Annotated in this window: 18 protein-coding genes and 1 pseudogene; 8 read left to right on the top strand and 11 right to left on the bottom strand. The window is 42.0% G+C overall.

From position 1 onward, the window contains the following. Positions 1-187 precede the first annotated feature (187 nt). Both AB4153_RS18560 and AB4153_RS18555 read left to right on the top strand, forming a co-directional pair. Positions 188-1,333 (top strand): Kelch repeat-containing protein, encoded by a 1,146-nt coding sequence (locus AB4153_RS18560; protein WP_371998352.1) that lies wholly within the window; start codon positions 188-190, stop codon positions 1,331-1,333. Between the two features lie 165 nt (positions 1,334-1,498). Continuing rightward, positions 1,499-1,960: pseudogene (locus AB4153_RS18555) on the top strand (hemerythrin domain-containing protein); the annotation flags it as partial. Between the two features lie 190 nt (positions 1,961-2,150). Here the strand turns inward: AB4153_RS18555 and AB4153_RS18550 are convergent. From AB4153_RS18550 to lptM, 10 genes are all read right to left on the bottom strand, one after another. Continuing rightward, a complete protein-coding gene (locus tag AB4153_RS18550; protein ID WP_371998351.1) occupies positions 2,151-5,297 on the bottom strand; it encodes an efflux RND transporter permease subunit in 3,147 nt (1,048 codons plus the stop codon). A gap of 12 nt (positions 5,298-5,309) precedes the next feature. Continuing rightward, entirely contained in the window at positions 5,310-6,410 is a 1,101-nt protein-coding gene (locus AB4153_RS18545; RefSeq protein WP_371998350.1) for an efflux RND transporter periplasmic adaptor subunit, read from the bottom strand. Continuing rightward, the gene (locus AB4153_RS18540) at positions 6,407-7,747 is read right to left on the bottom strand and encodes a TolC family protein (RefSeq protein ID WP_371998349.1); all 1,341 of its coding nucleotides are present in this window, start codon (positions 7,745-7,747) and stop codon (positions 6,407-6,409) included. Before AB4153_RS18540 ends, AB4153_RS18545 begins: the two co-directional genes overlap by 4 nt. Before the next feature lie 129 nt (positions 7,748-7,876). Continuing rightward, complete coding sequence (locus AB4153_RS18535; RefSeq protein ID WP_371998348.1) at positions 7,877-8,287, bottom strand: hypothetical protein; 411 nt, start codon at positions 8,285-8,287, stop codon at positions 7,877-7,879. Positions 8,288-8,491: 204 nt separating this feature from the next. After that, a complete protein-coding gene (locus AB4153_RS18530; protein ID WP_371998347.1) occupies positions 8,492-9,205 on the bottom strand; it encodes an HAD-IA family hydrolase in 714 nt (237 codons plus the stop codon). Continuing rightward, a complete protein-coding gene (xerC, locus tag AB4153_RS18525) occupies positions 9,205-10,134 on the bottom strand; it encodes a tyrosine recombinase XerC (protein WP_371998346.1) in 930 nt (309 codons plus the stop codon). The genes AB4153_RS18530 and xerC overlap by 1 nt, the downstream gene beginning before the upstream one ends. Positions 10,135-10,186: 52 nt before the next feature. Further along, positions 10,187-10,804 carry a DUF484 family protein gene (locus AB4153_RS18520; protein WP_102529540.1) on the bottom strand — a complete coding sequence of 206 codons (618 nt, stop codon included), beginning with the start codon at positions 10,802-10,804 and terminating at the stop codon, positions 10,187-10,189. Between the two features lie 74 nt (positions 10,805-10,878). Further along, the gene (gene dapF / locus AB4153_RS18515) at positions 10,879-11,706 is read right to left on the bottom strand and encodes a diaminopimelate epimerase (RefSeq protein WP_229372264.1); all 828 of its coding nucleotides are present in this window, start codon (positions 11,704-11,706) and stop codon (positions 10,879-10,881) included. A gap of 91 nt (positions 11,707-11,797) precedes the next feature. Continuing rightward, complete coding sequence (gene lysA, locus AB4153_RS18510; RefSeq protein WP_303517077.1) at positions 11,798-13,042, bottom strand: diaminopimelate decarboxylase; 1,245 nt, start codon at positions 13,040-13,042, stop codon at positions 11,798-11,800. Positions 13,043-13,065: 23 nt separating this feature from the next. Next, positions 13,066-13,248, bottom strand: a complete 183-nt coding sequence (gene lptM / locus AB4153_RS18505; RefSeq protein WP_371998345.1) for an LPS translocon maturation chaperone LptM — start codon at positions 13,246-13,248, stop codon at positions 13,066-13,068. 80 nt (positions 13,249-13,328) lie between these two features. Between lptM and cyaY the strand changes: the two genes are divergently transcribed. Next, positions 13,329-13,658 (top strand): iron donor protein CyaY, encoded by a 330-nt coding sequence (gene cyaY / locus AB4153_RS18500; protein ID WP_102529507.1) that lies wholly within the window; start codon positions 13,329-13,331, stop codon positions 13,656-13,658. Between the two features lie 40 nt (positions 13,659-13,698). On the opposite strand, the gene AB4153_RS18495 is transcribed toward cyaY, so the two are convergent. Further along, the gene (locus AB4153_RS18495; RefSeq protein WP_371998344.1) at positions 13,699-16,137 is read right to left on the bottom strand and encodes a class I adenylate cyclase; all 2,439 of its coding nucleotides are present in this window, start codon (positions 16,135-16,137) and stop codon (positions 13,699-13,701) included. 245 nt (positions 16,138-16,382) lie between these two features. Between AB4153_RS18495 and hemC the strand changes: the two genes are divergently transcribed. From hemC to AB4153_RS18470, 5 genes are all read left to right on the top strand, one after another. Further along, a complete protein-coding gene (gene hemC / locus AB4153_RS18490; RefSeq protein ID WP_229372257.1) occupies positions 16,383-17,312 on the top strand; it encodes a hydroxymethylbilane synthase in 930 nt (309 codons plus the stop codon). 17 nt (positions 17,313-17,329) lie between these two features. Beyond that, entirely contained in the window at positions 17,330-18,046 is a 717-nt protein-coding gene (locus AB4153_RS18485; RefSeq protein ID WP_371998343.1) for a uroporphyrinogen-III synthase, read from the top strand. A gap of 132 nt (positions 18,047-18,178) precedes the next feature. After that, on the top strand, positions 18,179-19,420 hold the full coding sequence (locus AB4153_RS18480; RefSeq protein ID WP_371998342.1) for a uroporphyrinogen-III C-methyltransferase: 1,242 nt from the start codon (positions 18,179-18,181) through the stop codon (positions 19,418-19,420). Then, complete coding sequence (locus AB4153_RS18475; RefSeq protein ID WP_371998341.1) at positions 19,417-20,589, top strand: heme biosynthesis HemY N-terminal domain-containing protein; 1,173 nt, start codon at positions 19,417-19,419, stop codon at positions 20,587-20,589. Before AB4153_RS18480 ends, AB4153_RS18475 begins: the two co-directional genes overlap by 4 nt. A gap of 390 nt (positions 20,590-20,979) precedes the next feature. Then, positions 20,980-25,868, top strand: a 4,889-nt coding sequence (locus AB4153_RS18470; protein WP_371998340.1) for a retention module-containing protein, incomplete at its 3' end; no start/stop codon positions are given.

Raw genomic sequence — 25,868 nt, 5'->3', positions numbered from 1 at the left:
CAATTGTCATACTGCGACACTGTGTCACACCCCAGTAAAAGCCCAGAATACAAAGCGAGCAAAATATATATCCCGTATCTTCACTATCAACTTTGATGGAATGAAATAAACGGTCTGAATGACAAAATGATTAACTCATCAATAAATTGTTGTACTCTAAAGCCAATAATCCCCTTCGGATATTTCGATGAAACAAATACTCGCTCTATTTTTAGCATCACAAGTGGCTTGCTTTACTTCTGCAGTGTCAGCAGGCACTTTACACGACGCGTCGCTCGCTAAATTACCTGAGCCATTGAGCAATAATGCCATTGCAAAAGTCAGTACTACGCAGGGTCAATACTTGCTGAGTTTTACCGGGCTAGCTCAAGGTAAGGGCTACCAAGATGTGCACAATAAAGCCTGGGCACTAAATTTAACTAAAGCAGAAGCTCAATGGCAACCCATTAAAGCCGTACCATTTGTTGCCCCACTTGCTGGTCGTTTAGCGTCTATTGCAGTTGGTCTTGAAGATAAAGCCTATATTTTTGGCGGTTATACTGTTGCCGAAAACCATGAAGAAATCAGCACTGTAGATAACTACCAATTTGATATATTTAATAATCAATACCAACGTATTGCAGATATGCCAGTGGCTGTGGATGACACTGCAGCGAGTGTATATCAGCAGCGTTATATCTATTTGTTTGGCGGCTGGCATAACGATGGCAATGTTAACTTAGTCCAAGTTTACGACACCAAAACTAACACTTGGGATCAAGCTAGCCCTATTCCTGCTCCAGCAGTATTTGGTCAAGCCGTTGCGATGGTAAATAATAAAATCGTCTTGTGTGATGGGGTAAAAGTGCAGGCTAATATTGGTCAACGTCGAAGCTATCAATCATCACCTGTGTGTTTGTACGGTGAAGTTAATCCTCAAAATCATTTAAGGATCAGTTGGCAATTATTGCCTCATTATTCTATTGCCACGCCAACAAATCAAAGCAGAACGACACCATTAGCTACCGCTCACTATCGTATGGCGGCGACTGGCATTAATAATAACGCTGATGGACAAGCCGTATTTATGGCTGGCAGCAACAACCCATATAATTACAGTGGTATCGGTTATAACGGTAGTCCTAGCGAGCCACACAACTTGCAATACACCTTTGATTTTAAAACGATGCAATGGCTTGCGCCTATTCCGCTTGATGTTCCTAGCATGGATCATCGAGGGTTAATTTGCCACCAAGACCAATTACTGAGAGTGGGCGGTATGCTTAAGCAACAACAGGTTAGCGATCAAATCCTCTCAAGTGGATTAACGGGTAATCAAACTTGTACTCTGTAAGGAGTATAGAGTCTTATGTAATGTGATCTAGCTAACAATAAAACATCGATTTGATTGCCTCAATTAAAGATATATTTAAAATGCATGTATAAATTAAATGTATCTTTTGGAATCACTATGACATCTACTGACCTTGAGCAATTAAGCACTTTATCAATACCCGCTTTGATTGATCACCTTGAATCGACTCATCACCAGTATGTTCGTGAAACTGCGCCACTGTTAGTTGAGTACTCGCAAAAAATGGTACAAGCCCACGGCGAAGATCATGCTGAAATTAAACCATTAGCCACGCTAATCGGTGCACTAATCGCTGATTTAATGCCGCATTTAATGAAAGAAGAACAAATATTGTTTCCTGCAATGCGAAGACTGGCAGCAGGCGAAGAAGTGAATGGCTGTTTTGGTCATATTGGGAATCCAATTAATGCCATGGAGCACGAGCATGATCATGCTGGCACAGTTTTGCAGCAGTTAAGAGAGCTCACCAATAATTACCAAATCCCTGAAGGCGTTTGTAGCACATGGCAAAAATGCTACCGCACTTTGGCCGAGTTTGATGCGGACTTACAAGCTCATATTCATACTGAAAATGTATTATTGTTTCCAAAAGCGCTAGCTATTTAACTCTCATCATCTCTGATGAGTTGATAAAAACAAACCTATTTGATTCATCAAGTCCTTGGCTCTTGCTTCCCCCAGCAGAGCCATTTTTATGTCTTGAGGTTATTCAACTATAAGCATAAACAAGCCCTGCTAAGTGCTTGTAATAATCAAAACTACTCGAACAATGCAGGACTAGCTCTTAATCTAAAGTTCAGTTCACGCTAGCATTTTGTGACTCACTTTTTGCCCACTTTCGCCCTTGATGTGCCATACGATATAAAATAGGTAGCACAAACAGCGTCAACATTGTCGATGAAATAATGCCACCAATCACTACAGTAGCAATAGGTCGTTGTACTTCAGCACCTGTACCAATGTTTAGCGCCATGGGAACAAAGCCAAGCCCTGCCACTAATGCCGTCATTAATACAGGACGTAACCTAATCAATGCCCCGTCAATAATGGCATTCAGTAACTCGCCTTTCTCTTGATATAACTGCCGAATAAAGCTCAACAGCACTAAGCCATTAAGCACCGCCACACCAGATAATGCGATGAATCCAACACCAGCAGAAATAGATAACGGCATGTCTCTTAACCATAACGAAATAACACCACCTGTTAACGCAAGTGGGATCCCGGTAAAGACAATGGCAGCATCTCTTACCGAATTAAACGCCATAACTAACAAGCCTAAAATAAGCGCCAGCGTCAGAGGCACCACTATCAATAAACGTTGACTGGCTGATTCTAGTTGCTCAAATGTGCCACCATATTCCAACCAATAACCAGCCGGCAAATCCACTTGCTGACTAATTTGTTGTTTTGCTTCAGTGACGAATGAGCCTAAGTCACGACCACGCACGTTAGCTGTTACGACAATACGGCGTTTACCGTTCTCACGGCTGATTTGATTTGGAGATGGGGCGATATCTAATGTCGCTACTTCAGATAAAGGCACATACTGCCCCGGTGGCAGTACAATAGGTAACGCTTGTAAATTCTCTACATCTTTACGAATATTTTCAGGTAAACGTTGAACAATCTTAAAGCGACGATCACCTTCAAAAATAAGCCCTGCCTCTTCACCACCGATGGCCGTTGCGACAAAATCTTGCAGCTCACTGACCGTTAAACCATAACGAGCTAACGCCATGCGATCAGGTTGAATTGACAACATTGGTAAACCCGTCACTTGCTCAACTTGAAGATCCGATGCGCCTTCAATTTGCTCTAACACTTCATGAATGGCATTGGCCGAGGTTAATAATTGCTGTAAATCATCACCAACCACTTTAATGCCTAAGTCAGCACGTACACCCGAAATGAGTTCGTTAAAACGCATTTCAATTGGCTGCGTCAGTTCAAAGTTATTACCAGGTTGACCAGAAACAGCATCGACAATATCGGCGGCAAGCGCATCATGGCTCATTTTCGGATTTGGCCATTCATTACGAGGTTTAAGCATAATGAAAGTATCAGCAATATTCGGCGGCATAGGGTCGTTCGCCACCTCTGGGGTTCCTATTTTAGAAAATACATTGAGTACTTGGGGGAAGTGTTTAATTCTATCCTCAAGCATCATTTGCATATCTACAGATTGCTCTAAACCTGTACCTGGAATGCGAATCGCCTGCAGCAAAATATCTTCTTCATTAAGCTGTGGAATAAACTCTGACCCCAGCGTAGTGGCTAACCAAATTGACAATGCCACCAAACCTACAGCTGCACTCAACACTAACCAGCGAAACTTCATCGCTACAATCAACAATGGTTTATACAAAGATTTACTTAAGGTAATAACCCGGCTTTCTTTTTCGCTAATCTTACCTGTCATAAACAAAGCAACAGCGGCAGGAACAAGCGTTAACGACAACACTAACGCTGCTAAAAGTGCCATCACAACGGTGGCAGCCATTGGGTGGAACATCTTACCTTCAACACCCGTAAGGCTGAATAGTGGAATATAAACGACGGTAATGATCAATACGCCAAATAAGCTTGGGCGAATAACTTCATTAGTTGCCTCATACACCAATTGTAAACGTTGTTTACGTGGCAATATATGCCCGCCATTTTGTGCCTGTGCTTGGCCTAATCGGCGAATGGCATTTTCGACAATAATCACCGCACCATCGACAATCAAGCCAAAATCCAATGCCCCTAAGCTCATCAGGTTTGCAGATACGCCAGCTTGCACCATGCCTGTCATTGTCGCTAACATTGCCAGCGGAATGACCGCAGCAGTGATGAGGGCTGCTCTTGCGTTGCCCAACAAAATGAATAGCACCACAATAACTAACAATGCACCTTCAACGAGATTTTTCTGAACTGTATATACCGCTTTATCAACCAAAGTCGTGCGATCGTATACTGCCTCAACTTTAATCCCATCAGGTAATGACGCTTTAACATCTTCCAGTCTTTCGGCCACAGCTAATGATACTTGGCGTGAGTTTTCGCCCACCAGCATCATTGCACTGCCTAATACGGTTTCTTTTCCGTCTCGAGTGGCGGCGCCAGTTCTTAACGCCTTACCAATGCCAACCTCTGCCACATCACTCATTAAGATTGGTGCGCTATCAATACGCTTAACAACAACCTGTTTAATATCGCTAATGGTTTTAAGCTGCCCGGCTGAACGAACTGTAAGTTGCTGTCCTTCGCGCTCAATATAACCTGCACCACGATTGCTGTTATTGCTTTGCAGCGCCATTTTGATATCGACAAAAGAAACCCCATAGGTCAACATTTTCAATGGTTGAGGCGTGATGTGATATTCCTTATCAAAGCCCCCTATGGTGTTGATTTCAGTCACTCCTTTCACTTGAGCTAATTGCGGTTTAATAATCCAGTCTTGGATTTCTCTTAGCGCTGTAGCATCGAAATCACTTCCATCAGCTTGTTTAGCATTCGACTTTGCTTCGATGGTGTACATAAAGATTTCGCCCAGACCAGTAGAAATAGGCCCCATTTCAGGCTCAATTCCAGCAGGTAAAGCCCCTTTTATGCCATTTAAACGCTCGCTAATTAGATTACGAGCAAAATAAAGGTCGGTGCCTTCATCAAATACGACTGTCACCTGCGATAATCCATATCGCGACAATGAACGAGTGTTAGACAAATTTGGAATACCCATCAGGGCATTTTCAATTGGATAGGTAATCCGTTGTTCGGTTTCTTGTGGTGAATAACCTGCAGCACGCGTGCTTATTTGCACTTGTACATTGGTAATATCTGGCACGGCATCAATCGGTAATTTCTGATAACTCCAAAGCCCAACAGCAACCAGCAATAAAGCTAGAAACATCATCATCCAGCGTCGATTAATCGCAAGACGTAAAACTGATTCAATCATATTTCGTCTCCTTTAATGAACGTGGGCAGCACTAGATTTTTCAAGATCCGCTTTAAGAAGAAAGCTCTTCTCAACGGCATATTCTTCACCTATAGAGATGCCAGATAACACCTCTGTTAGCTGGCTATCACTCTGGCCTAACTCAACAATCCGCTTTTCAAACCCTTCCTCATTACGGACAAACACCACTTGTTGACCCTCCATAACCTGAACAGCACGATTATCAATAACCATCGCCACAGGTTGCTGACTCAAAGTTAATTCACCTGACAACAAAGCGCCCACAGCCCATTGCCCTTGCTTATTGTCTAGTGGCGCACGAGCTAAGGTATAAGCTTGATTATTCGTTGAGTTGAGAAGATGTTTTATTGTTGAATTTACTTGCTGTTTATTCGCACTCGCAGTGTCTGACCCAATAACAAGCTGTTGACCAACTGACACTGAGGTTAATTGTCCAGGGAAGATCTGATACTCAACCCACAACTCACTGTCATCCATGATGCTAAGCAGCACATTATCTGTGGCGAGCTCGCCCACATTGGCATTTCTGGTGACTACGACACCCGATATCGGCGCTGTTATTGAGTAATGCTTTAAGCTTGCATTAGACTCAACTTTGGCAATCACTTGCCCTGCTTTTACATTGTCGCCTACGGCAAAATTAAACTCAGTAATAAGCCCTGAAAATCTTGCTCTCACTTGGCTTATAGCCGTTTCAGGTACGACAGTGCGGCCATATAAGGTTAATGTTTGTTTGATATCACCCGATTGAGCAGTTTGCGAAACGATCCCTGATAATGTGACTTGCTCCGCACTGATATGCACTTGGCCTTCTTCATGTTCATCGTGACCATGCTCGTCATGCCCGTGCTCATCATCTTTATGATCATTATGTGCTTGTTCATCTGAATGGTTTTCTGAGTGACTATCTGAATGTTCGTTTTTATGTTCATCATGCCCGTGAGCATCGTGTACTTGCTCATTAGCGTGATGTTCAGAATGCACATCTTGATGATCATGATCGCCTGATGCATAAGCTGGAACAGCAAACATAAAGACTGCCGCCACAGCAATATGAACCACAGAAAGGTTATTGAATGTTCTTAAGTTCATTTGGGGAATCCTTGGAAATCTTTAAAAAAGGTATGTTGAGAGGCGGGAAGAGGTTCAGCAATTAATTGCTCTATGTCCACGCCATAACGCAATGCAGAAGCTGCTGCCTCAATTAATGCTCGACGAGAAAAGAGTAATTCCTCTCGTGCAGTTAAGTAATCAAGGTAGCTATATAGTCCTTGCTCATAAGCCGTTTGCGTATCTTCTAGAGCCAAAGTTAGTGTAGGAATAATGCTAGATTGCAAACGATTGACCGTGACAATGGCTTGCTGCCTATTGGCATAAGCACGATATAATTGTGCATACAATTCTCGTAAGGCAATCTCTCTATTAATCAGCACTTCATCTTTTGCTGCTTGAGCCGAAATGACAGCGCCCGTATTTCGTTCACCACTGAACAAGGGCACACTGAACCCTGCCGAAAATGCCATATCGTTGGTTTGCTGCATTTGTTTTACGCCAACCGACCAACTGACATCAGTACTCGATTGCGATTGAACAAACCGTAATTCGGCTTCTTTTAGCTGAGCTTGAGTTAAATAAGCTTCGATTGCTGGGCTATATTTCACCTTTTCAAATAAAGGTGCTAATGCAACATCGTCGGTGAACTCAAATAAGCTGCCTTCAATGGTTTCATAGTTAACCTGAGTTTCTCCCCACATCATACTGAGTGCTAATTTTGCGTAATCAAGTTGATGTAAATGGGTTTCTGCAATCAGCCTGGTATTATAAACAGCCGCCTGTGCTCTTTTAACTTCAGCATCAGGAGTCACCCCCGCTTTAGCGCGTTGCTGCACCACCAATAACGTTTCTTCAGCAAGGCTCAATGCATCACCAGCAAGCTGCAACTTAGATTGCGCAGCTAACACATCAATATAGCGTCGTGTAGTTGTCGCAAGTATGCCAAGCCCTGCAATCTTTTGCTCAGCATCCAGTAACGCACGTTTTCTATTCACAATGCCTATGCGAGCATCTGATTTATCGCCAAGCTCTATTATCGATGATAACGACACTGTCGTTTCTGCACTATCAACAGCTTGAAAATCGCCAGAGCCAGCAATATTTTCAAGTTCTACGCCTAATTCGAACCCAGGCGAAAGCGCTTGTGTTTGCGCTTCACCTTCAAGCGCAAGTTGTCTGAATTGAAAAGTTTTCAAAGAAGGATGCTGTAATTGAACACGTTCAATTACAGTCAGTAGCGTCAATGATTCTGAAGCGGAGATCGGGCCAGTCGCGTATGAACTGGCAGAAACTAGCGCTGTTGTCCCTAATAAACAGCAAGCTATTTTTCTTAATAGAAAAGTACACCGTTTCGGGATGGTTATATTGTAAAACATCTGAGAATTAGCCTCGATTCAATACAAAAGATAAAACCTGCTGGCAATATGATTGATTAGAAAACACAGCAAGTTTTAGCAAATTCCGTAAAAAATTTGCTCATTTAAAAATGATTTTTGATTTAACGATTAAGCTTGGGGAGGGCGCAAAAAACTAAAGTAAGGAGCTTCTACTGCGTTGGAATTAAAGGTAAAAGCCAGGTAATCCGAATAGATATTGCCATGGTGTGCCATTGTGACTGGATGCATTAGCGTCATACAACAAGAACAGCAGTTACTGCTGCATTCAGCACAGTCATCGTCAGCATGACTGTCGGCAAGAAAAATATCATCACAAAGCTCGTCGTTCGCTAGCGAGTGTTCATCAACAAAGGTAGTGTCTACTGAAGAGACATCATTGATTACTGTGGTGAAAAGTTCGACATTAACAGCGCAATCTTTATGCTCAAGAGCACAGTTGTCGGCCATCGCAACAACAGACTGCATCGCAAAAATCAGAATCAACAACAAGCGCGCCAGCATAGCTGGAAACGTGATCATTGTGATTTTTACATCGCGATAAAAGCCTAACATTAATTCTTAGCTGCACCCTTTTTAGTGAACACATAATTAAATATATAGACCAACTAATAACATGTGTATCGCGCGAGTCTATGCTAAACCCCTTTAAAACACTACTGAGATTATTTGCTAATTGAATAGACTAGACTTAAAAAAACTAAAAACCTCGTTGAACGCACAATTTTATTCGATTAATTGGCGGATTTCTTGCAGCTGCTCAATTTCAAGATGCGGTAAAATATGTTGCGCCCTACCACCTTCATCAGCTTGAAGATTAAGCCAAAGACTTTGACAGCCTGCGTGTCTTGCGCCTAATACATCACTTATAGGATGATCGCCTATGTGCAATAGTTCATTGGTTTGGATATCTAAATGCTGACAACTAAGATCAAATAAATCGCTATAGGGTTTCATTCTTACCCCGTGTCCAGGATGAACCACAAACTCTAAGGCATCATTAAGCCCAACACGACGAGCGTCGACATTACCATTAGTAATACCAATTAATGGATACTGTTTGCCTAAGTCTGACAGTAAATTGAGAACACCATCATCAACGGTAAAGTCACTGCGATGAAAACAAAAACACTCTAAGCCTTGTTGCGCGCCTTGGCTTGCTTCAATTTCTGAATAATCCCATTGGATCAAAGCCTGCCTGAGGACTTCATAGCGCGCAGCTGTGGTGTCATGGGCCAGCTCACCATGCACAGCAATAACCTGTGCTTTTAGCTCACGCCATTGGGTTATTCCCCAGTTCGTCGGGGTGTTAAATTGCTCTTGCATAAATAGTGATAACGCAGATTCGGCTTTAATAATATGCGGTGCGTTATGGTACAAGGTATCGTCTAAATCAAAACTGATCGCCTTAAAAGGCCGCAGTCGTAAATATTGTTTCATTATTTCCCCTTGGCTTTTTTCGCTCTAGGATGAGCGCCATCGTAGACTTTTGCCAAGTGCTGAAAATCGAGACTGGTATAGATTTGCGTTGTGGATAAGTTAGCGTGTCCCAATAATTCTTGCACCGCTCTTAAATCTGCACTTGATTCAAGCATATGCGTTGCGAAGGAATGTCGCAATTTATGAGGGTGAACTTTTGCAGATAAAGCTTGCTCTTGGCCCCATTTATTCATTCTGAGCTGAATACTGCGATGAGATAAACGTTTGCCTTGCTGACTGACAAATAAGGCATCCCCCGCTTCGGCTTTAGCTAAATCAGCACGACACTCACACCAATTATTTATTGCCTGTATCGCCATTTTGCCAATAGGCACAACTCGCTGTTTACTGCCCTTACCCATCACTTTGACTTCATTTTGACTGAAATCGATATCTGCCACATCTAAACTCGCCAGCTCAGCTAAACGCAAACCGCTGGAATAAAATAACTCCATAATGGCTTTGTCACGCTTACTGAGTGGATCATCAGCATCAATATCTAACAAGTGCGTCACTGCATCTAAATCCATATTCTTAGGCAGTGGCTTTGCTTGCTTTGGTGCATTAAGTGTTTTGGCTGGGTTGGTTTTAATGGCTTGTTCACGGACTAAAAATTCAAAAAATTGCTTTAAAGACGATAAACATAACGATAATGAACGTGGGCTAAGTCCTTGTCGATGAAGCTTAGACAGCACGGCTTGCAATTGATCGCGGTTAACCGTTAGCCAGCCTTCATTACATTCATCGAGTGAAGCACCTTTAGGCTGCGAAAATATGATTTCAGCAGCGCGATGAATTTCATAAAGATAATTTCGTACGGTATGCGGCGAAAGCTGCCTTTCAGAATGAAGGTAGCGTTCAAATGCGGCTAGCCAACTGAGTTGATCCATGACACTGCCTCCAGTCATTGCTTAACAGAGCGTTGAGCTAGTCGGTTGCCAATTAGAATTTTGGCAACATATGATCCAATAGGTCTCTAATTTGTTGGAAAAAGAGATGATCCATATCAGGATGAAAATGGGCGGCATCAGCAGACGCTACGCCAAAAATAACTTGACCATTTTCATCTGATAATTTGGTCAGTGCTACCGAGCCCACCTCAGTGCCAAATAATCGTTTCGATTCAGATTGCGTTAAACGACCAAAGTAATAACCTTGCTGAATGCGTTGACGCCAAATCTTCGCCAATTCGCTATCGATATCATGCACGGTTATCAGCCTTACATGGGTAAAACCAAACTCGGCCTTTAACTTTCCAGATAAAACTTGTCTGAGCTGGCCTAAATCTTCACACTTTAAGATCTGCATCGATAAATCGCTATTAAAGCGAAATATCTTTTCATTCTCTGTGGCGATTTTCATTAAAGAAGTAATTTCTTCTTCAAGTTGAGTCACCCGTTCACGCAGCATTTCTTGACGACGCTCAACTAAGGACACCGAACCACGCTCATGATGAGAGAGTCTCATTGCCAACAATAATTCAGGATATCGATTGAAAAAATCAGGGTTATCCAGCAGGTATTCGCGGATCATTAACTCATCAATCGGTAAATCTTCCATTACTACATCAGTGCCTAAAGCTGCCGCCGATTGGGCATCTTCTGCTAATAATTTTTTGGTGTTGAATGCGTCGCTCATAACTGGATTTGTCCATCAAATACGTGTTCAGCTGGCCCAGTCATCCATAATGGTTTTCCTTCACCTTCCCAATTAATGGTTAGGCGGCCGCCAGGTAAATCCACTTTTACCTGTCTGTCTAATTTATTTTGTAATATGCCAACTGCAACTGCTGCGCAAGCACCTGTGCCACAAGCGAGTGTTTCCGCTGCGCCGCGCTCATAGACTCTTAATTTTATATGGCCACGATCCACAACCTGCATAAAGCCCACATTCACTCCCTTAGGGAAGCGTTCATGCTTAGTCAGCATTGGACCAATTTCTTCGACCTCTGCAGTGTCAACGTCATCTACATCAAGTACACAATGCGGATTGCCCATTGAAATAGCACCACACAAAAACGTTTGTTTAGGGGTTTGCAATAAATAGGTTTTTTCAGGACGTTTGGCGCGAAAGGGAATTTTCCCCGGCTCTGTCACAGGTACACCCATATTCACGGTCACAGTACCATCACGCTCAAGTCGTAACGTCATTTTGCCTGAGCTAGTGCTGACGCGAATTTTATACTTGTTGATTAAGCCTTTATTACGCACGAAACGCGCAAAGCAACGTGCACCATTGCCACATTGCTCTACTTCACCGCCATCGGCATTAAAAATTCGATAATGGAAATCTAAATCTGGGTCGTAAGGAGGCTCAACTAACAATAGCTGATCAAAACCAATACCGAAATTTCGGTCAGCTAAACGGCGAATTTGATCTGGCGAAAAAAACACATTCTGTGTTACGCCATCAACCACCATAAAATCATTACCCAGCCCATGCATCTTGGTGAATTGGATCAAAAGAGTTTCCCTTATCGAACTAAAAAATAAACCTAATAAAATCAGTTAACCTTATTAAGGCGGTAAATGCTATTAAAGGCTGTGAATACCGTTAAGGCAGTAAATGCTCACCTTGCCACAATTGCTCAAGCTTTTCACGCTCACGGATCACTTGGTTTTGATCTTTATCGACCATGACCTCTGCCGCTCTTGGACGTGAATTATAATTTGATGCCATTACAAAACCATAAGCACCGCTTGAACGCACCGCTAATAAGTCACCCGCTTGTACATTGAGCTGACGGTTTTTACCTAAAAAGTCACCGGTTTCGCACACTGGACCTACAACGTCATAGTCAAAACTCGGTGCATCAGTTAATTGTACCGGAATGATATTTTGCCATGCACTGTAAAGCGCTGGGCGGATTAAATCATTCATTGCACCGTCAACAATCGCAAAACGCTTATCGCTGTTTTCTTTCAGTGATAACACTTCAGTGACAAAAATACCTGCATTGGCTGCAATCGCACGGCCTGGTTCAAAAATCAATTTAAGTGGACGGTCGCCTAAACGCTCAAGTAACGCAGCGGCATACACATCTGGATGTGGCGGCGTTTCATCATCATAAGGGACACCTAAGCCACCACCAACATCAAAATGATGAATTTCAATACCATTGGCTGCTAAACGATCAATTAAGGCTAGCATTCGGTCCATGGCATCTAAAAATGGCTGCATTTCAGTTAACTGTGAACCAATATGACAATCCACGCCTTTAACGGCTAAGTTCGGTAACGCATGTGCACGAGCAAAAACCTGCTCAGCTTCGTCCATCGCAATACCAAATTTGTTCTCTTTAAGGCCGGTAGATATATAAGGATGTGTGCCTGCATCAACATCAGGATTAACCCTCAGTGAAACAGGGGCTACTTTTCCTAGCTTTCCTGCTACCTCATTTAATAATTCAAGTTCAGCGCTTGATTCAACATTGAAACAATAAATACCGGTATTCAGTGCTTGTTCCATTTCAGCTGTTGTTTTGCCCACACCTGAAAACACCACTTTTTTAGGGTCGCCGCCAGCGGCAATAACACGTGCAAGTTCACCACCTGAGACAATATCAAAACCACTGCCTAAACGTGCAAGTACATTTAATACTGCCAGATTCGAGTTTGCTTTAACCGCATAACAGACAAGGTGTGGGTGATTGGCTACTGCATTATCAAATGCATTCCAATGACGCTCTAACGTCGCACGTGAATAAATATATAACGGCGTGCCGTGGGTACGGGCAAGTTCAGCAACAGAACAGTCTTCAGCAAAAAGTTGATCCTGTTGATAATTAAAATAATCCAAAATGCGCTTCCTTTAATATTGTTCTATTTTTGTGTCGACTCTTGAGACTGCTCTTGAGTTTTTTGTTGGGTTTGTTCACTAGTCGGCTCTTGCGATTTTCGCTCTTCCTGATTGGTTTCAACTTCAGGAGATTTGTATAACGGGCCTTTTTGTCCGCAGCCAATAATCGATAGGCTAGCAAGCATTACTAATAAAAACAGTCTCATTTTTCTCAACATCTATGCATATGGGGAGTTATAGCCTTATAATCGCATTCATAACCTAGGAAGTACAAGGATAGAAATACATGGCTATGACAGATACAGAATTTCATCAGTTGGCGGATGAGATGTTCGGCAAGATTGAAAACGCCATCGAAGCGGCTATTGATGAACAAGATGCCGATGTCGATATCTTCGCAAGCGGTAATGTATTGCAGTTAGAATTTGAAGATGGTTCGCAAATTGTCATCAACAAGCAAGAGCCTTTACATGAGTTATGGATAGCTAGCCGCACTGGTGGTTACCATTTCGCGTTTGTTGACGGCAAATGGTTTGATGAGCGTAACAATAGTGAGTTCATGCCTTTTGTTATCGACGCGATTACAAAGCAAAGCGGCATTGCGCTATCTATTTAACACCATCGACTTGATGATGCTAAATAAGAATGAATTGAGCTTAAATATCTGAGCTCAATTCGTTCATTGCAATACCAAAAGGTACGACATTCAATTCACCGTCAATCCGTTCCAATTTAAAAAATTGCGGCATATTAAAATAGTGCAGTGATGACTCATCTCGCTCAAAAGCAAAGCTGTGACTTTCTTTTTCAACTAATTCTTTCATCGACATATCATCAAATATCTGATGTTTTAATTGATTGAGTTCATCAATGATAAACACATCAAGCGCATCCGGTCGTTGCCTTAAAAAATACTGTTTCGCGCCTTTGGAAATATAAAGTTTAATTACACTAGGGATACTGCGGTAAGGATCTTTTTTTAATACTGCCACTGGCGCCGTCAACTCAGGCTTTTTAAATCGCTCTACTTTTATTGGCGCGACTTTGACGTCATCGCCTTTGAGTTCCTTATATACCATCCCCATTGAATTGAAGAATAACCCAAAGCGTTTATGTGATAACTGTATAGGGTGCATCAAGGCTGAGGACTCTCTTGCTTCATGACAATATTTTACACACAGAGTAAATACTGCCAATAACGCATCGTTGATTTGTTTTTTTAATCGTTCTGCGCAATTAACCACTTGAATATCAACTTGCTCAGGCGTGCCTTTTAAGCCTAAAGCGATAAACGCTAGGGCTTCTAGTAAACCTTGTTCGCCTTTAAAACGATGACATTGCCATTCGCCCCAGCTATTGAGGCAAATTAAATCAATCGTAGACAGCATGTTTTGTTGCTTTTTACCTAAGGAAAACACATTGCCATTCATATAATCGATCATGATTTCTTGGCCTTGCCATTTTAATGTGGGATCGCCATCCACATTGGCAACGACAATGACTTTTTTGTAAAAATACGGCTGGCACAATTCGGCTTTGGAAACTTTATTGGTTGTCGCTAATAAAGGCACTAAGCGACTGGCCAGGTCGGTTAACGCACTCGAGCGGTGCTTTTTACGGCCATACTCTTGCCATTGTGTGTCGGCTGCAGAAATCCCATTCATCGCTGACCAAGCAATCAATGCGGTGGGCGTATCTGCTTTGATAATAGATGACTCTCCAAGCAGCTGACCTGACTTTAATGGTTGTCGATAAAGGTAATAGCGCGACTCTTTGAGGCTATGAATAATGGTCATATTCGGTTCAAACACCGAACGACTCCATAGCTTGTTTAAAGGCAATAATTGATGCTCGTCATCACTAAAGTAAGTATGGAGTTTACGCGCCAGCATGCCGAGTTCTTCAACTCTAAAGCGATCACTCAATGCTTGTTTTGAGGCAAACTCTAAAAGGGTGCGATAACTGATTAATAGCAGTTCATTGAGCTGTTTGTTAAACCACTTTAATTGACCTGAATGCCAATGTTGGCTGTTGTCTAAGGTTTCTAATAAACTTGGTGGCCAGTTCCAGTCATTAACTAATTGCTGCATTTTATTGCGTCGCCAATCATTGCCGACACACGCATTGGTTAAATTCACACCACATTTAAGATAAAAGCAACGTCGGACAATTTCTAAACGCCTGATATCACGCTTAGCTAATAAGTAGCTTTCAATACGTTGGTATAAAATAAGGTAAGCGTCATTAGATTCAGAAAAATCACCTTGCTCACATTGTTGCCAAATTTGCGCAGTAATGAAATGAGACTCTGGATAATCAGCAGCATACGTTTCTAACAACAATACTTTAAGCAGCGCTTTATGGGGTTTGTTTAAGCCTTTATACAATTGCCATAAGGACGCACCAAAATACTCAGTTGCTGGCATGGATTGCACGTCGCCTAAAAATAATACCGATTCATCTTGATTAGACTTAGGCCACCATCCAACGGTTTTTCCCGCCAAACGTATGTGGGAGCGATAAAATTCTTCTAACAATAACCAATGCTGGGTACTGCCGCTATGTTCTTCACCTAACGAGCTATAACAGTTTTCAAAGGCACTGCACTCGCGAAATTGTAATGGGTGAACCAGATAAAAGTTAACTTCAAAGTCTAAAGAGGCAAACCATTGAGTCAATGCTGTGGTTTTCTCGGTAATTAAGGTTAAATCTGCATTGCTCAAGTTGGCCTTATACACTAGCCATACATCAACATCACTTTTAGGATTTTGACCAAAACTTGCCGTGCTGCCCATGGCATAAACGCCTTCAAAAGAACAAGGTTCTGCGGCGTTTGAAGTCAGTTTAGGCAAGTTAAAAACATCACATGCCGAAAGTGATTTTGTAGAATCCTGGTACTGATTGATACCGAATGGCGTTAATGCTGAATTGCCACCAGGCAATTGCGGGTGATGATGCTGAATAAGGTAAGCAATGAGATCAAACAGGTTTTGCTGTTTTGGTGACAACAGAGATTGAGCTCGTTCATAGCGAACGAGATTAAGTTGGTTGGCAATTTCAGCTGAGCGAGGCACTTTTTCTATCAAGGCTTCCATCCTTGTACTATCACCTTACGACTTATTCACACACACATTTAAGTAAATACTTGCTTAAATTAGGGATAAATTCATTAGCAATAACTTGTTCATGGTATCACTTTTATTTAAATACGCCAGTAAATGAGATCTACGTCACAAAAAAAAGATGTGCATAGTTCAAACAATCGCTATCGGTTTGTTACATAAGCCCACAGGCAATGTTAGCATTGTCGCAATTAAGTCTATCGATGGAACTCTCTAGCATGTCTCAAAATGTTATTCGTATCGCTACTCGTAAAAGTCCACTGGCTATGTGGCAAGCTGAATTCGTTAAAGCTGAACTTGAACGTATTCATTCAGGTTTAACGGTTGAACTTTTGCCAATGAGCACTAAAGGAGACGTTATTTTAGATACGCCTCTTGCTAAAGTGGGTGGTAAAGGTTTATTTGTTAAAGAGCTTGAAGTTGCCATGCTTGAAGATCGCGCAGATATCGCTGTGCATTCAATGAAAGATGTGCCAGTAGATTTCCCTGAAGGGTTAGGTTTACAAGTTATTTGTGAACGTGAAGATCCACGTGATGCATTCGTATCTAATACCTACAAAACAATTGCAGAATTACCGCAAGGTGCTGTAGTAGGTACTTCTAGTTTACGTCGTCAATGCCAAATTCGCGCAGCCCGCCCAGATCTTGTCATCAAAGACTTACGCGGCAATGTAGGTACACGTTTAGCTAAACTAGACAGTGGCGATTACGATGCCATTATCCTTGCAGCAGCTGGACTTATTCGTCTTAAATTAGATGAGCGTATTGCTAGCTTTATTTCTGCAGAAGATTCACTACCAGCTAACGGTCAAGGTGCTGTAGGTATTGAATGCCGTATGAATGACGAACGTGTTAAAGCTCTTCTTGCTCCACTTGAGCATTTAGAAACTCGTTACCGCGTACTTGCTGAGCGTGCTATGAACACTCGCCTTGAAGGTGGTTGTCAGGTGCCAATCGGTGCTTATGCTGAAATCGAAGGTGATACCTTAAGCTTACGTGGCTTAGTGGGTAACCCTGATGGTAGTCAAGTCATTGAAGGCGCTGTATCTGGACTTAAAACTGATGCTGTTGCACTAGGTGAAGCACTAGCTGAAGATTTACTAAGCCGTGGCGCAAAAACTATTTTAGACGCTGTTTACAACAAGTAATCAGGCAAAGTCAAAATATGAAAGTCTTGCTAACGCGCCCAGAAGGGCGCAATCAAGCGATGGCTGAGCAGCTTAAAAATAAAGGCGTCGACTTTATTGTCACGCCTTTATTAGCTGTTGCTGCAACACTCTCCCCTATTGAGACCCAACAACTCTCTCAAGCTGACAGTATTATTTTTATCAGCACCAATGCAGTTCATTTTGCCGCTCAATCACTTAAAGGTCAGTTTCCAAATTGCCGCTACTACGCTGTCGGTCAAGCGACTGCTGATGCATTAATCCAATACAATATTCAAGCTGAAGTCGCCCCTGAAAACAGCCAAGATAGTGAAGGATTACTCTCACTTTCGTCACTTGCTGAGATCCAACATCAGCGAATTATCATCGTCAGAGGGGTTGGTGGTAGAGAAACCATCGCAGAAAAATTAACCTTAAGACAAGCTAAAGTTAACTATTGGGAAGTTTACCAAAGAGTTATGCCAAAGCTTGATGCACAAAGCGTTTGCAGCCACTGGCAGGCAGCCCAAATTGACACAATTGTGGTCACCAGCGGCGAAGTCCTTGTTAATCTAATTAATCTTGTGCCAAAAGAGTTATTTGCATGGTTGCAATCATGTCATATCATAGTCCCAAGTCACCGAGTGGAACAAAGGGCAAAAACAGCAGGACTTTGTCACGTCACTAATGCTAATGGCGCGAATACTCAAGCTGTTTTACAAGCGTTATCTCTTTAATCATTAAAGCAAAGTCTGTTATTTGCGATCTTGTTTAATCCTGCCAGACTTGTACCCTATCACTCGATATTTATGTCGCGCAGTAAATGGTCGCACTAGTAAATAGCCACACTAGGCACTCAAGGACAGCTCATGGAAAACAATAAGCAAGACTCAAGTCAATTAAATACCAAGGATTCAACCGCTGAATCAGTGAATAATGAGGCTGAGTCTTCAACTGAACTTGAAACCAGTACAACTCCAAGTACTAAGCAAACTGCTCAATCAACTACCCCCTCATCAACTAAGATCGTCGATACTGAAAGCCATAGTGATAGTGACGATGCAGCGTCTACTTCAAATAGAAAAAGTTCGTGGTGGGTAAGATTGAGCATTTTATTATGCCTCATCATTGCACTCGCTGGCATTGGCATTAGTTACCTGTTGCTCGTTGAACTTGAAAGCCAAAAAATTGAACTGCAAACTCAAAATCAACAGACTCAAGCTATCAGCAATGAAGTGACTGAAGCCCTAATAGAGCCCAAAAGACGTATCGCTGAGTTAGAAATACAACAGCAAAATGATAGCTTGGCTTACCAGCAGCAAAATCAACTGGCTAAATCACATCAACAATTACAAGAGCGTGTGGCCACTATTGCTCAACGCAATCCAAACCATTGGATGGCATCGGAAGCTGAATACTTAGTCCGTATGGCGGGAAGAAAGCTATGGCTTGAAAATGACCCTAAAACAGCGGCCAGCCTATTAAGTTCTGCGGATGACCGTATTGAAGCAATGAAAGACCCTGCACTGCTACCTATACGCCGAGCTCTTGCCCACGACTTAGCCAAAACCAATGCGATTAAAACCACAGATGTAGCCGGTACTATCTATACTATCGATAGCATTTTAATCCAGCTGGATAGCTTGCCGTTAAACCGCGCTAAAGCGCAGTCAGCAGAAGACTTGGCAGAGCAGCATGTAATGACGGATTCGTTAGATGATTGGCAAAGTAACCTTGCTAAAACCTGGCACTCAGTCACCGATGGGTTCATTACTATTCGTAAACGCACCACAGATTTAGAGCCGTTACTGGCGCCAGATCAACAATGGTACTTAATTGAGAATATTCGCAATAAACTCTTACAGGCGCAGCTTGCTTTATACCAACATGATGAAGTGAACTACCGACAATCAATTGGGTTTGCTCGAACTTGGATTCAACAATATTTTGATTTAGAAGAAACCAAAACCCAAGAAGCAATGACAGCGTTAGATGCGTTAATCACTGTCAAAATTGAGCAAGTTAAACATACCAATTTTGAGTCAACTCGATTGTTACAACAACTGATTACCTTTGGCTCATTGGTTCCAACTGAGGAACCGCAGTTATGATTAAAGTTCTGGCCTATGTCATCATCATTTTAATTGGTTTTTGTATTAGTCCGTTTATTATCGGAAATACAGGTTACGTATACATTGCTGCTGGTGAATATCAAATTGAAACCAGTTTAGTATTTGGCCTACTGGGCTTAGTATTGTTTTACTGCGCATTACAGTTAGTAGAATGGCTGATTATTTTCTTACTTAATGTGATCATTAATAGCCGGTATTTACCTGAAAGATGGCGCAGAGAAGCAGCTAAAAAATATACCCTTCAAGGCGCACTCGCACTGGCTGAAGAAGATTGGCCAAACGCAGAAAAAGCCATGGCAAAAGGTGCAGCAAAAGGCGAACTACCAGCTTTAAATCTTTTTGCTGCCGCAAGAGCTGCTCATCATCAGCTTAATACTGACGCCCGTGATAAATATTTAGCCGAGGCCGCAAAAGATCCATTAACTAAAACAGCGGTCAACACCTCGAAAACGCGCTACTTAATTCAACAAGGGAATCTCGCCGAAGCCAGAGCAGAGCTCGATTCATTAAACCCAACAAGTAAAAGTAAAACACCAGTATTGAAGCTAGCGCTAGACCTTTATCAGTTGCAACAAGACTGGCAAGCCTTAAAAATTCTATTACCCGCTATTCGCAAACGCCAAATAGTGTCAGAGCAACAATGTACTGATGTTGAGCATTTAACCAATACAGCATTGTTAAATGCGGCAACAGAAGCCAACGAACAAGAATTGGAGAAGAGTTGGCATTGGTTGAGTAAAGCGGAAAGAAACCAAGCTAAACTGATTGCGATATACGCTCGCGGTCTATGCCAATACGATAGAAAAAAAGATGCTTTAAAGCTCATAACTAAGAGTCTTAAAGCAGAACCTGATCCTGCAATACTGTCTGTATTACCTTTAATCCTTGATTCAGAAGATGAAGATGTTAGAAAGTTATTGCTGCGTTTTGAGCAAACACACGAACATGATGCTGAATATCAAATATGTATGGCTAAATTAGCTCAGCAAAAACGCGATACTAAATCAGCTAAAAAACATTGGTTACAGGTTTGCGAGATCGTCCCAAAACGTGAAAATTGGTTAGCACTCGCTCAAATTCAAGAGCAGCTTGGCGAAAATACAGCTGCATTACAAAGCTATCGCAAAGCAGCTAATTCTACTGAATAATATTCAGCAAACCGAATATTTAACTAAACAAAAAACCTGTCATTGGCAGGTTTTTTTATATCTATATCGATCTAAACCCTCGTTTGAATCGTATAAATTCTCCTCTAATTCAGCAAATTGTTCTCTTCATACTTTATTATTAAATCTGTAACAATTTCGACTAATTACTCAGTAATGTTGATTTAACAAGTAAAAATTAATTTTAATATCTTTTCATTACCTTAGTGGTAATTCCACCGAGGTCAAAAAATTGACCACCGGTACATATAACGCTAAAATTGTTATATTGCGGTTAATGTTTCTCGCTGATTTTATAACGACAAATATAGCAATGTGATTTTTTATGCAGCAAATGTAAATACATTGCTAAATAGGGTTTTGGAGTTAAATATGAGTTCTGTTGTAACGAATAAAAATGGTGTTTTGAGTTCAGCTAATGGTGATATCTCGCTTACCATCAATGACCAAACAAAAAGTATTCTTCCTGGGGAAGCAATTCCTGCTGGAGCAGAACTCCATTTTGCAGATGGCTTGGCATTCGTAGTCACGTTTGATGACGGCACTATTTTAAATGGTGATGACGTCAATACAGAGCAAACCGATACTAGTACAACAGATGATTCAGTAGCTCAATTTTCAACGGATATGAGTCCTGAAGAACTCGCTGAGATTGAAGCCCTACAAGCACTTATTCTTTCAGGTGAAGACCCAACCGAAGAATTACCAGAAACAGCAGCTGGCGAATCATTAGGAAACCAAGGCGGAAGCGACTTTGCTTCACTTGCCCGTGAAGGTTCAGAAACCATTGCCACCGCAGGCTTTGATACATCATTCGATGCACCTGAAACATTAACTGCCAACCTGTCTTTAGGTGATGATGGCGTTAATGCGTTAAATAATAATAATTTCAATATTGCTCAATTTACTGACAACTTCGTTAACGGTGTTTCATTCACGACTTCATCAGGGCTATCTGGCTTTACTGGTGATTTTGGTGAACCAGGTTCATTTGCTTATCTACCCGGAGATACCATTACCTTTATGGTAGGTGGCGTTACCATTGCGACCTTTAGTGCAGATGTTATTCAAGGTGATATTTTATTCTTGCAAGATATTGCTGGGACTTTATTATCTGACACCAATATGGATTACGTTGAGAACATGGCTATCTTCTTACAGGCCTTGGACAACGATCTCACCGATGGTGTCGATGACGGTGTACTCAACACCAATAGTTTAATCAATATTGATGATAGCTACGCAACCAATATAAATATCCTTCTTTCTGTTCATGAAGCATTAGCAAATTATATCGATCCTACTACAGGTCAGCCTCTCAATATCGCTACCGCTGGTAAAGAAATGATTTCTCAAGTGCTTGCTGAACTTGGGATTATTTTTACTCGTGATACTGAGCGCCAGGAAAGCGAACAGAACTTATTCGAATCAATCGCAATGGAGCACGTTGCAGATACCATTGATGAACTTGCTGGTGATAGAACACCTGATGAGCACGATGCACGCACAGTCGACATTTTAGAAGTACCAGGTGGATTAATCACCTATAACTATAACGAATTAGACGGCCAAATCACTTTCTCTGCCAATGATTTACTTGAAGGTGCCGTAGGTCAGCAAGTTATTGACCAAAACCTATTAGTGAGCAATGTTAGACTAAGCGCCGCATTTGAAGATATTGGGACTTTACAAGACCTAGGTGACGGTAACTTTGTCATAATATTAAACGAAGGCATTACTCAATACGACCTGGAAGGGTTAAGTATTGATTACCGCGTCGAAGATTGGACAGTATTCAGAGACGTCACTTCATCCACTCAAGACCAATACAAATCGCATTTATCTGCTGAAATCCCAGATGTACTCGAAGATGTCGGTTTTAACCAGTTTACTTTAAACAGTGAACTGACTTTTGACGATGACCAGGCTCTGTCGATTACCTTTACCAGCGAGTTATTAAGTGAGCAGCTAGGTTACCCTATTGCGGAGTATGCTGACGACTACTTAGTTCCTTTAGAGTATTCCAATGATGGTGGCCTAACTTGGCAAACTATGACCATTACAGGTATAGATACCAGTGGTGACTTAGCGAGACCTATCTTTGGTTTCACCCTTGAAGCGGGTAATGATAGTGTAATGATCCGCGTCCCTATTTTTGATGACGCTATTATTGAGCCTACCGAATATTTCAATGCTGTTGTTACTGGTGAGAACGTCTACGATGAAGAGCTAGAATTTGCCATTTTTGATAATGATGGTGAAGGCTCTAATTTACCGGTAGTTGATATTGATTATGCTGTTGTAGTTGAAGGTATGGAGTTTGCTTTATTCACCCTCACCTTGAGCGAACCTAGTACTGAAACTATTACTCTTGATTACAGCTCAGAAGAACTGACCGCTTTATTTGGTGAAGATTTTACCAATGTCAGTGGCACAATCACTTTCCTTCCTGGCGAGACAACCGCTTATATTACTGTACCTATTACCGATGATTTAATTGTTGAAGACAGCCCTGAATTTGCGCTAATTAACTTATCTAATGTCACCAATGCTGTTTTAGGTGATACCCAAGCAACTTTGCGTATTTATGACAATGACTTACCTGATAATACCGCTATCGCGTTAGATATCGATCCTGTTACAGGTGATAACATACTTACACCAGATGAAAGCACAGGCACAGTGACCATTACTGGTACTGTAACCGCCGATGCTTCCATCACTACTGGTATTATCATGCTGACCATAAATGGTCAGGAATACCAAGCGATCATGCAATCTGACGGGACATTCTCTGTCGAAGTCGATGCTGCAGATTTAGTCAATGATGTTGATACAATTATTGAAGGTATTGTTTACGGTTATGGTACTGATGGAGCCAAAGGCACTGCTACAGCAACTGAAGATTACGACATCCCAACCGAAGCGCAAAATGATGCAATCATCATCGCAGAAGACACGGTTGCAGAAGGCAACGTATTAGATAACGATTCAGACACTGACGATGTTTTAAGTGTTATCGGCTTTGAAGTTAATGGCGAAACCTATAATGCTGGTGACTCAGTCACTTTAGAAGAAGGTGTGTTGGTTTTAAATAGCGATGGTAGCTATTCATTTACACCTAATGCGGATTGGAATGGCCAAGTTCCTGTTATTACGTACACTACTAATACCGATGTCACTGCAACACTGACCATTGAAGTAACGCCTATTGCTGATGGCGCTCCTGGTGTGGTTATTAATACTGATACCAATAACGATGGCATTATCAGCGAAGAAGAATTAGCAGGTAATACTGAAGTTTCTGTAACGATTGATCTAACAACAACTGGTGCACAGCCTGGTGATACCTTAGTTGTTAACGGTCAGGAAATTATTCTAACCCAAGAAGATATTGATAATGGTTCAATAGATTTAACACTGCCAGCCCCTGCTGAAGGTGAAACCATTGAAGTAGTAGCAACCATTATTGATAGTGCCGGTAATATAAGTCCTGAAGGTTCCGATAGTGCATTACTAGATACCGTCCCTCCAGTGATTACCGTTGTCGCTCCAGATAATAGTAATGATGATACGCCAACTATTACAGGTTCAACAGATGCTGAACCAGGTAGTACTGTCACTATCGTTGTCACTGACAGTGAAGGCAATGAGCAAGTACTCGAAGCCATTGTTGATGAAGATGGAAATTACCAAGTTGACGTAGCACAACCTTTGGCTGATGGTGATTACACTGTTGTTGCAGAAGTCACTGATCCTGCAGGTAATACAGCTACAGATAACGACGATGGTCAAATAGACACTATCGCTCCCGTTATTACTGTAAATGCACCTGATAATAACATCGACACTACTCCAACAATTACGGGGACAACTGATGCTGCTCCGGGAAGCACGGTTACGCTTACGATTACTGACAACGAAGGTAACGAACAAATCTTAGAGGCGATTGTTAACCCTGACGGTAGTTACGAGGTTGATGTAGCAGAGCCATTAGCTGAAGGCGAATATAACGTAGTCGCGGTTGTTACAGACCCTGCTGGCAACTCTGCAAGTGCTAATGACACTGGAGATATAGACACGACAGCTCCAGAGATCACCGTGAGTGCACCTGATAATTCAGCTGATACGACACCAACGATTACTGGTACGACAGATGCAGAACCAGGCAGTACAGTCACAATTATTGTCACTGACAGTGCAGGCCAAGAACAAATAATCGAAACCATTGTAAACCCAGATGGTACTTATAGCGTTGAGGTTCCTTTACCATTAGCCGAAGGCGATTACACTGCTGTAGCTGGCGTTTCCGATAGTGCTGGTAATGGTGCCTTTGCAGAAGACAACGGCGATATAGATCTAACGCCACCAACTATCACTGTTAGCACTCCTGATGATGCAAGTGATAATACTCCTCTAATCACTGGAACAACTGATGCAACTCCAGGCAGTACCGTTACTTTAGTTGTAACTGATAGCGATGGCGTTGAGCAAACCATTGAAGCAATTGTGGAGTCTGATGGCAGCTATCAAGTTGAAGTTCCGAATGAACTGTCAGAAGGCGATTACTCTGTAATAGCCGAAGTGACTGATCTTGCTGGAAATACAGCAACTGCAAATGATACTGGTGAAATTGATGCTATTGACGGTGCCCTATCGGTCGATCTGATCATTGATGCCTCTAACCAAGGTGACATCACAGGTACGTCGCAAGATATTCCAACAGGTGGCACAGTCACCTTAGTTATCAGCGATGCTGCAGGCAATGAAATCACTATCGAAAACATTGCAGTAAACGCTGATGGCACTTACTCAGTTGATGATGTGGACTTATCGACATTAGTTGATGGCGAAATCACCGTGGTTGCGACAGCAACCGATTCAAACGGTAATGCCCTGTCAGCCAATGACACTGAAGATTTAAATGCAGTCAATGCTGAATTAACAGTCGATCTAGTTATCGACGGGTCTAACCAAGGTGACATCACAGGTACGTCACAAGATATTCCTGCTGGCGGCACAGTCACGCTAACCCTGACTGATAGCGCTGGTAACACCATTGTTATCGAAGATGTCATTATCAATGCTGATGGCACTTACTCAGTTGATGATGTCGACTTATCTGCTTTAGTAGACGGTGATATTACTATTGTCGCCTCAGCTGTCGACCAAAACGGTCAAACCGTCACGGATGCTGACACCGACAACATGGATGCGACACCAGGTTCTATTGATGTAGCGCTGACCATCAATGACGGCGC

Source organism: Shewanella sp. 10N.286.52.E4 (assembly GCF_041468785.1).
Lineage (GTDB): Bacteria > Pseudomonadota > Gammaproteobacteria > Enterobacterales > Shewanellaceae > Shewanella > Shewanella electrodiphila.
The sequence above is the reverse complement of the archived record's forward strand: the minus strand, read 5'-3'. Positions and strand labels throughout refer to the sequence as shown.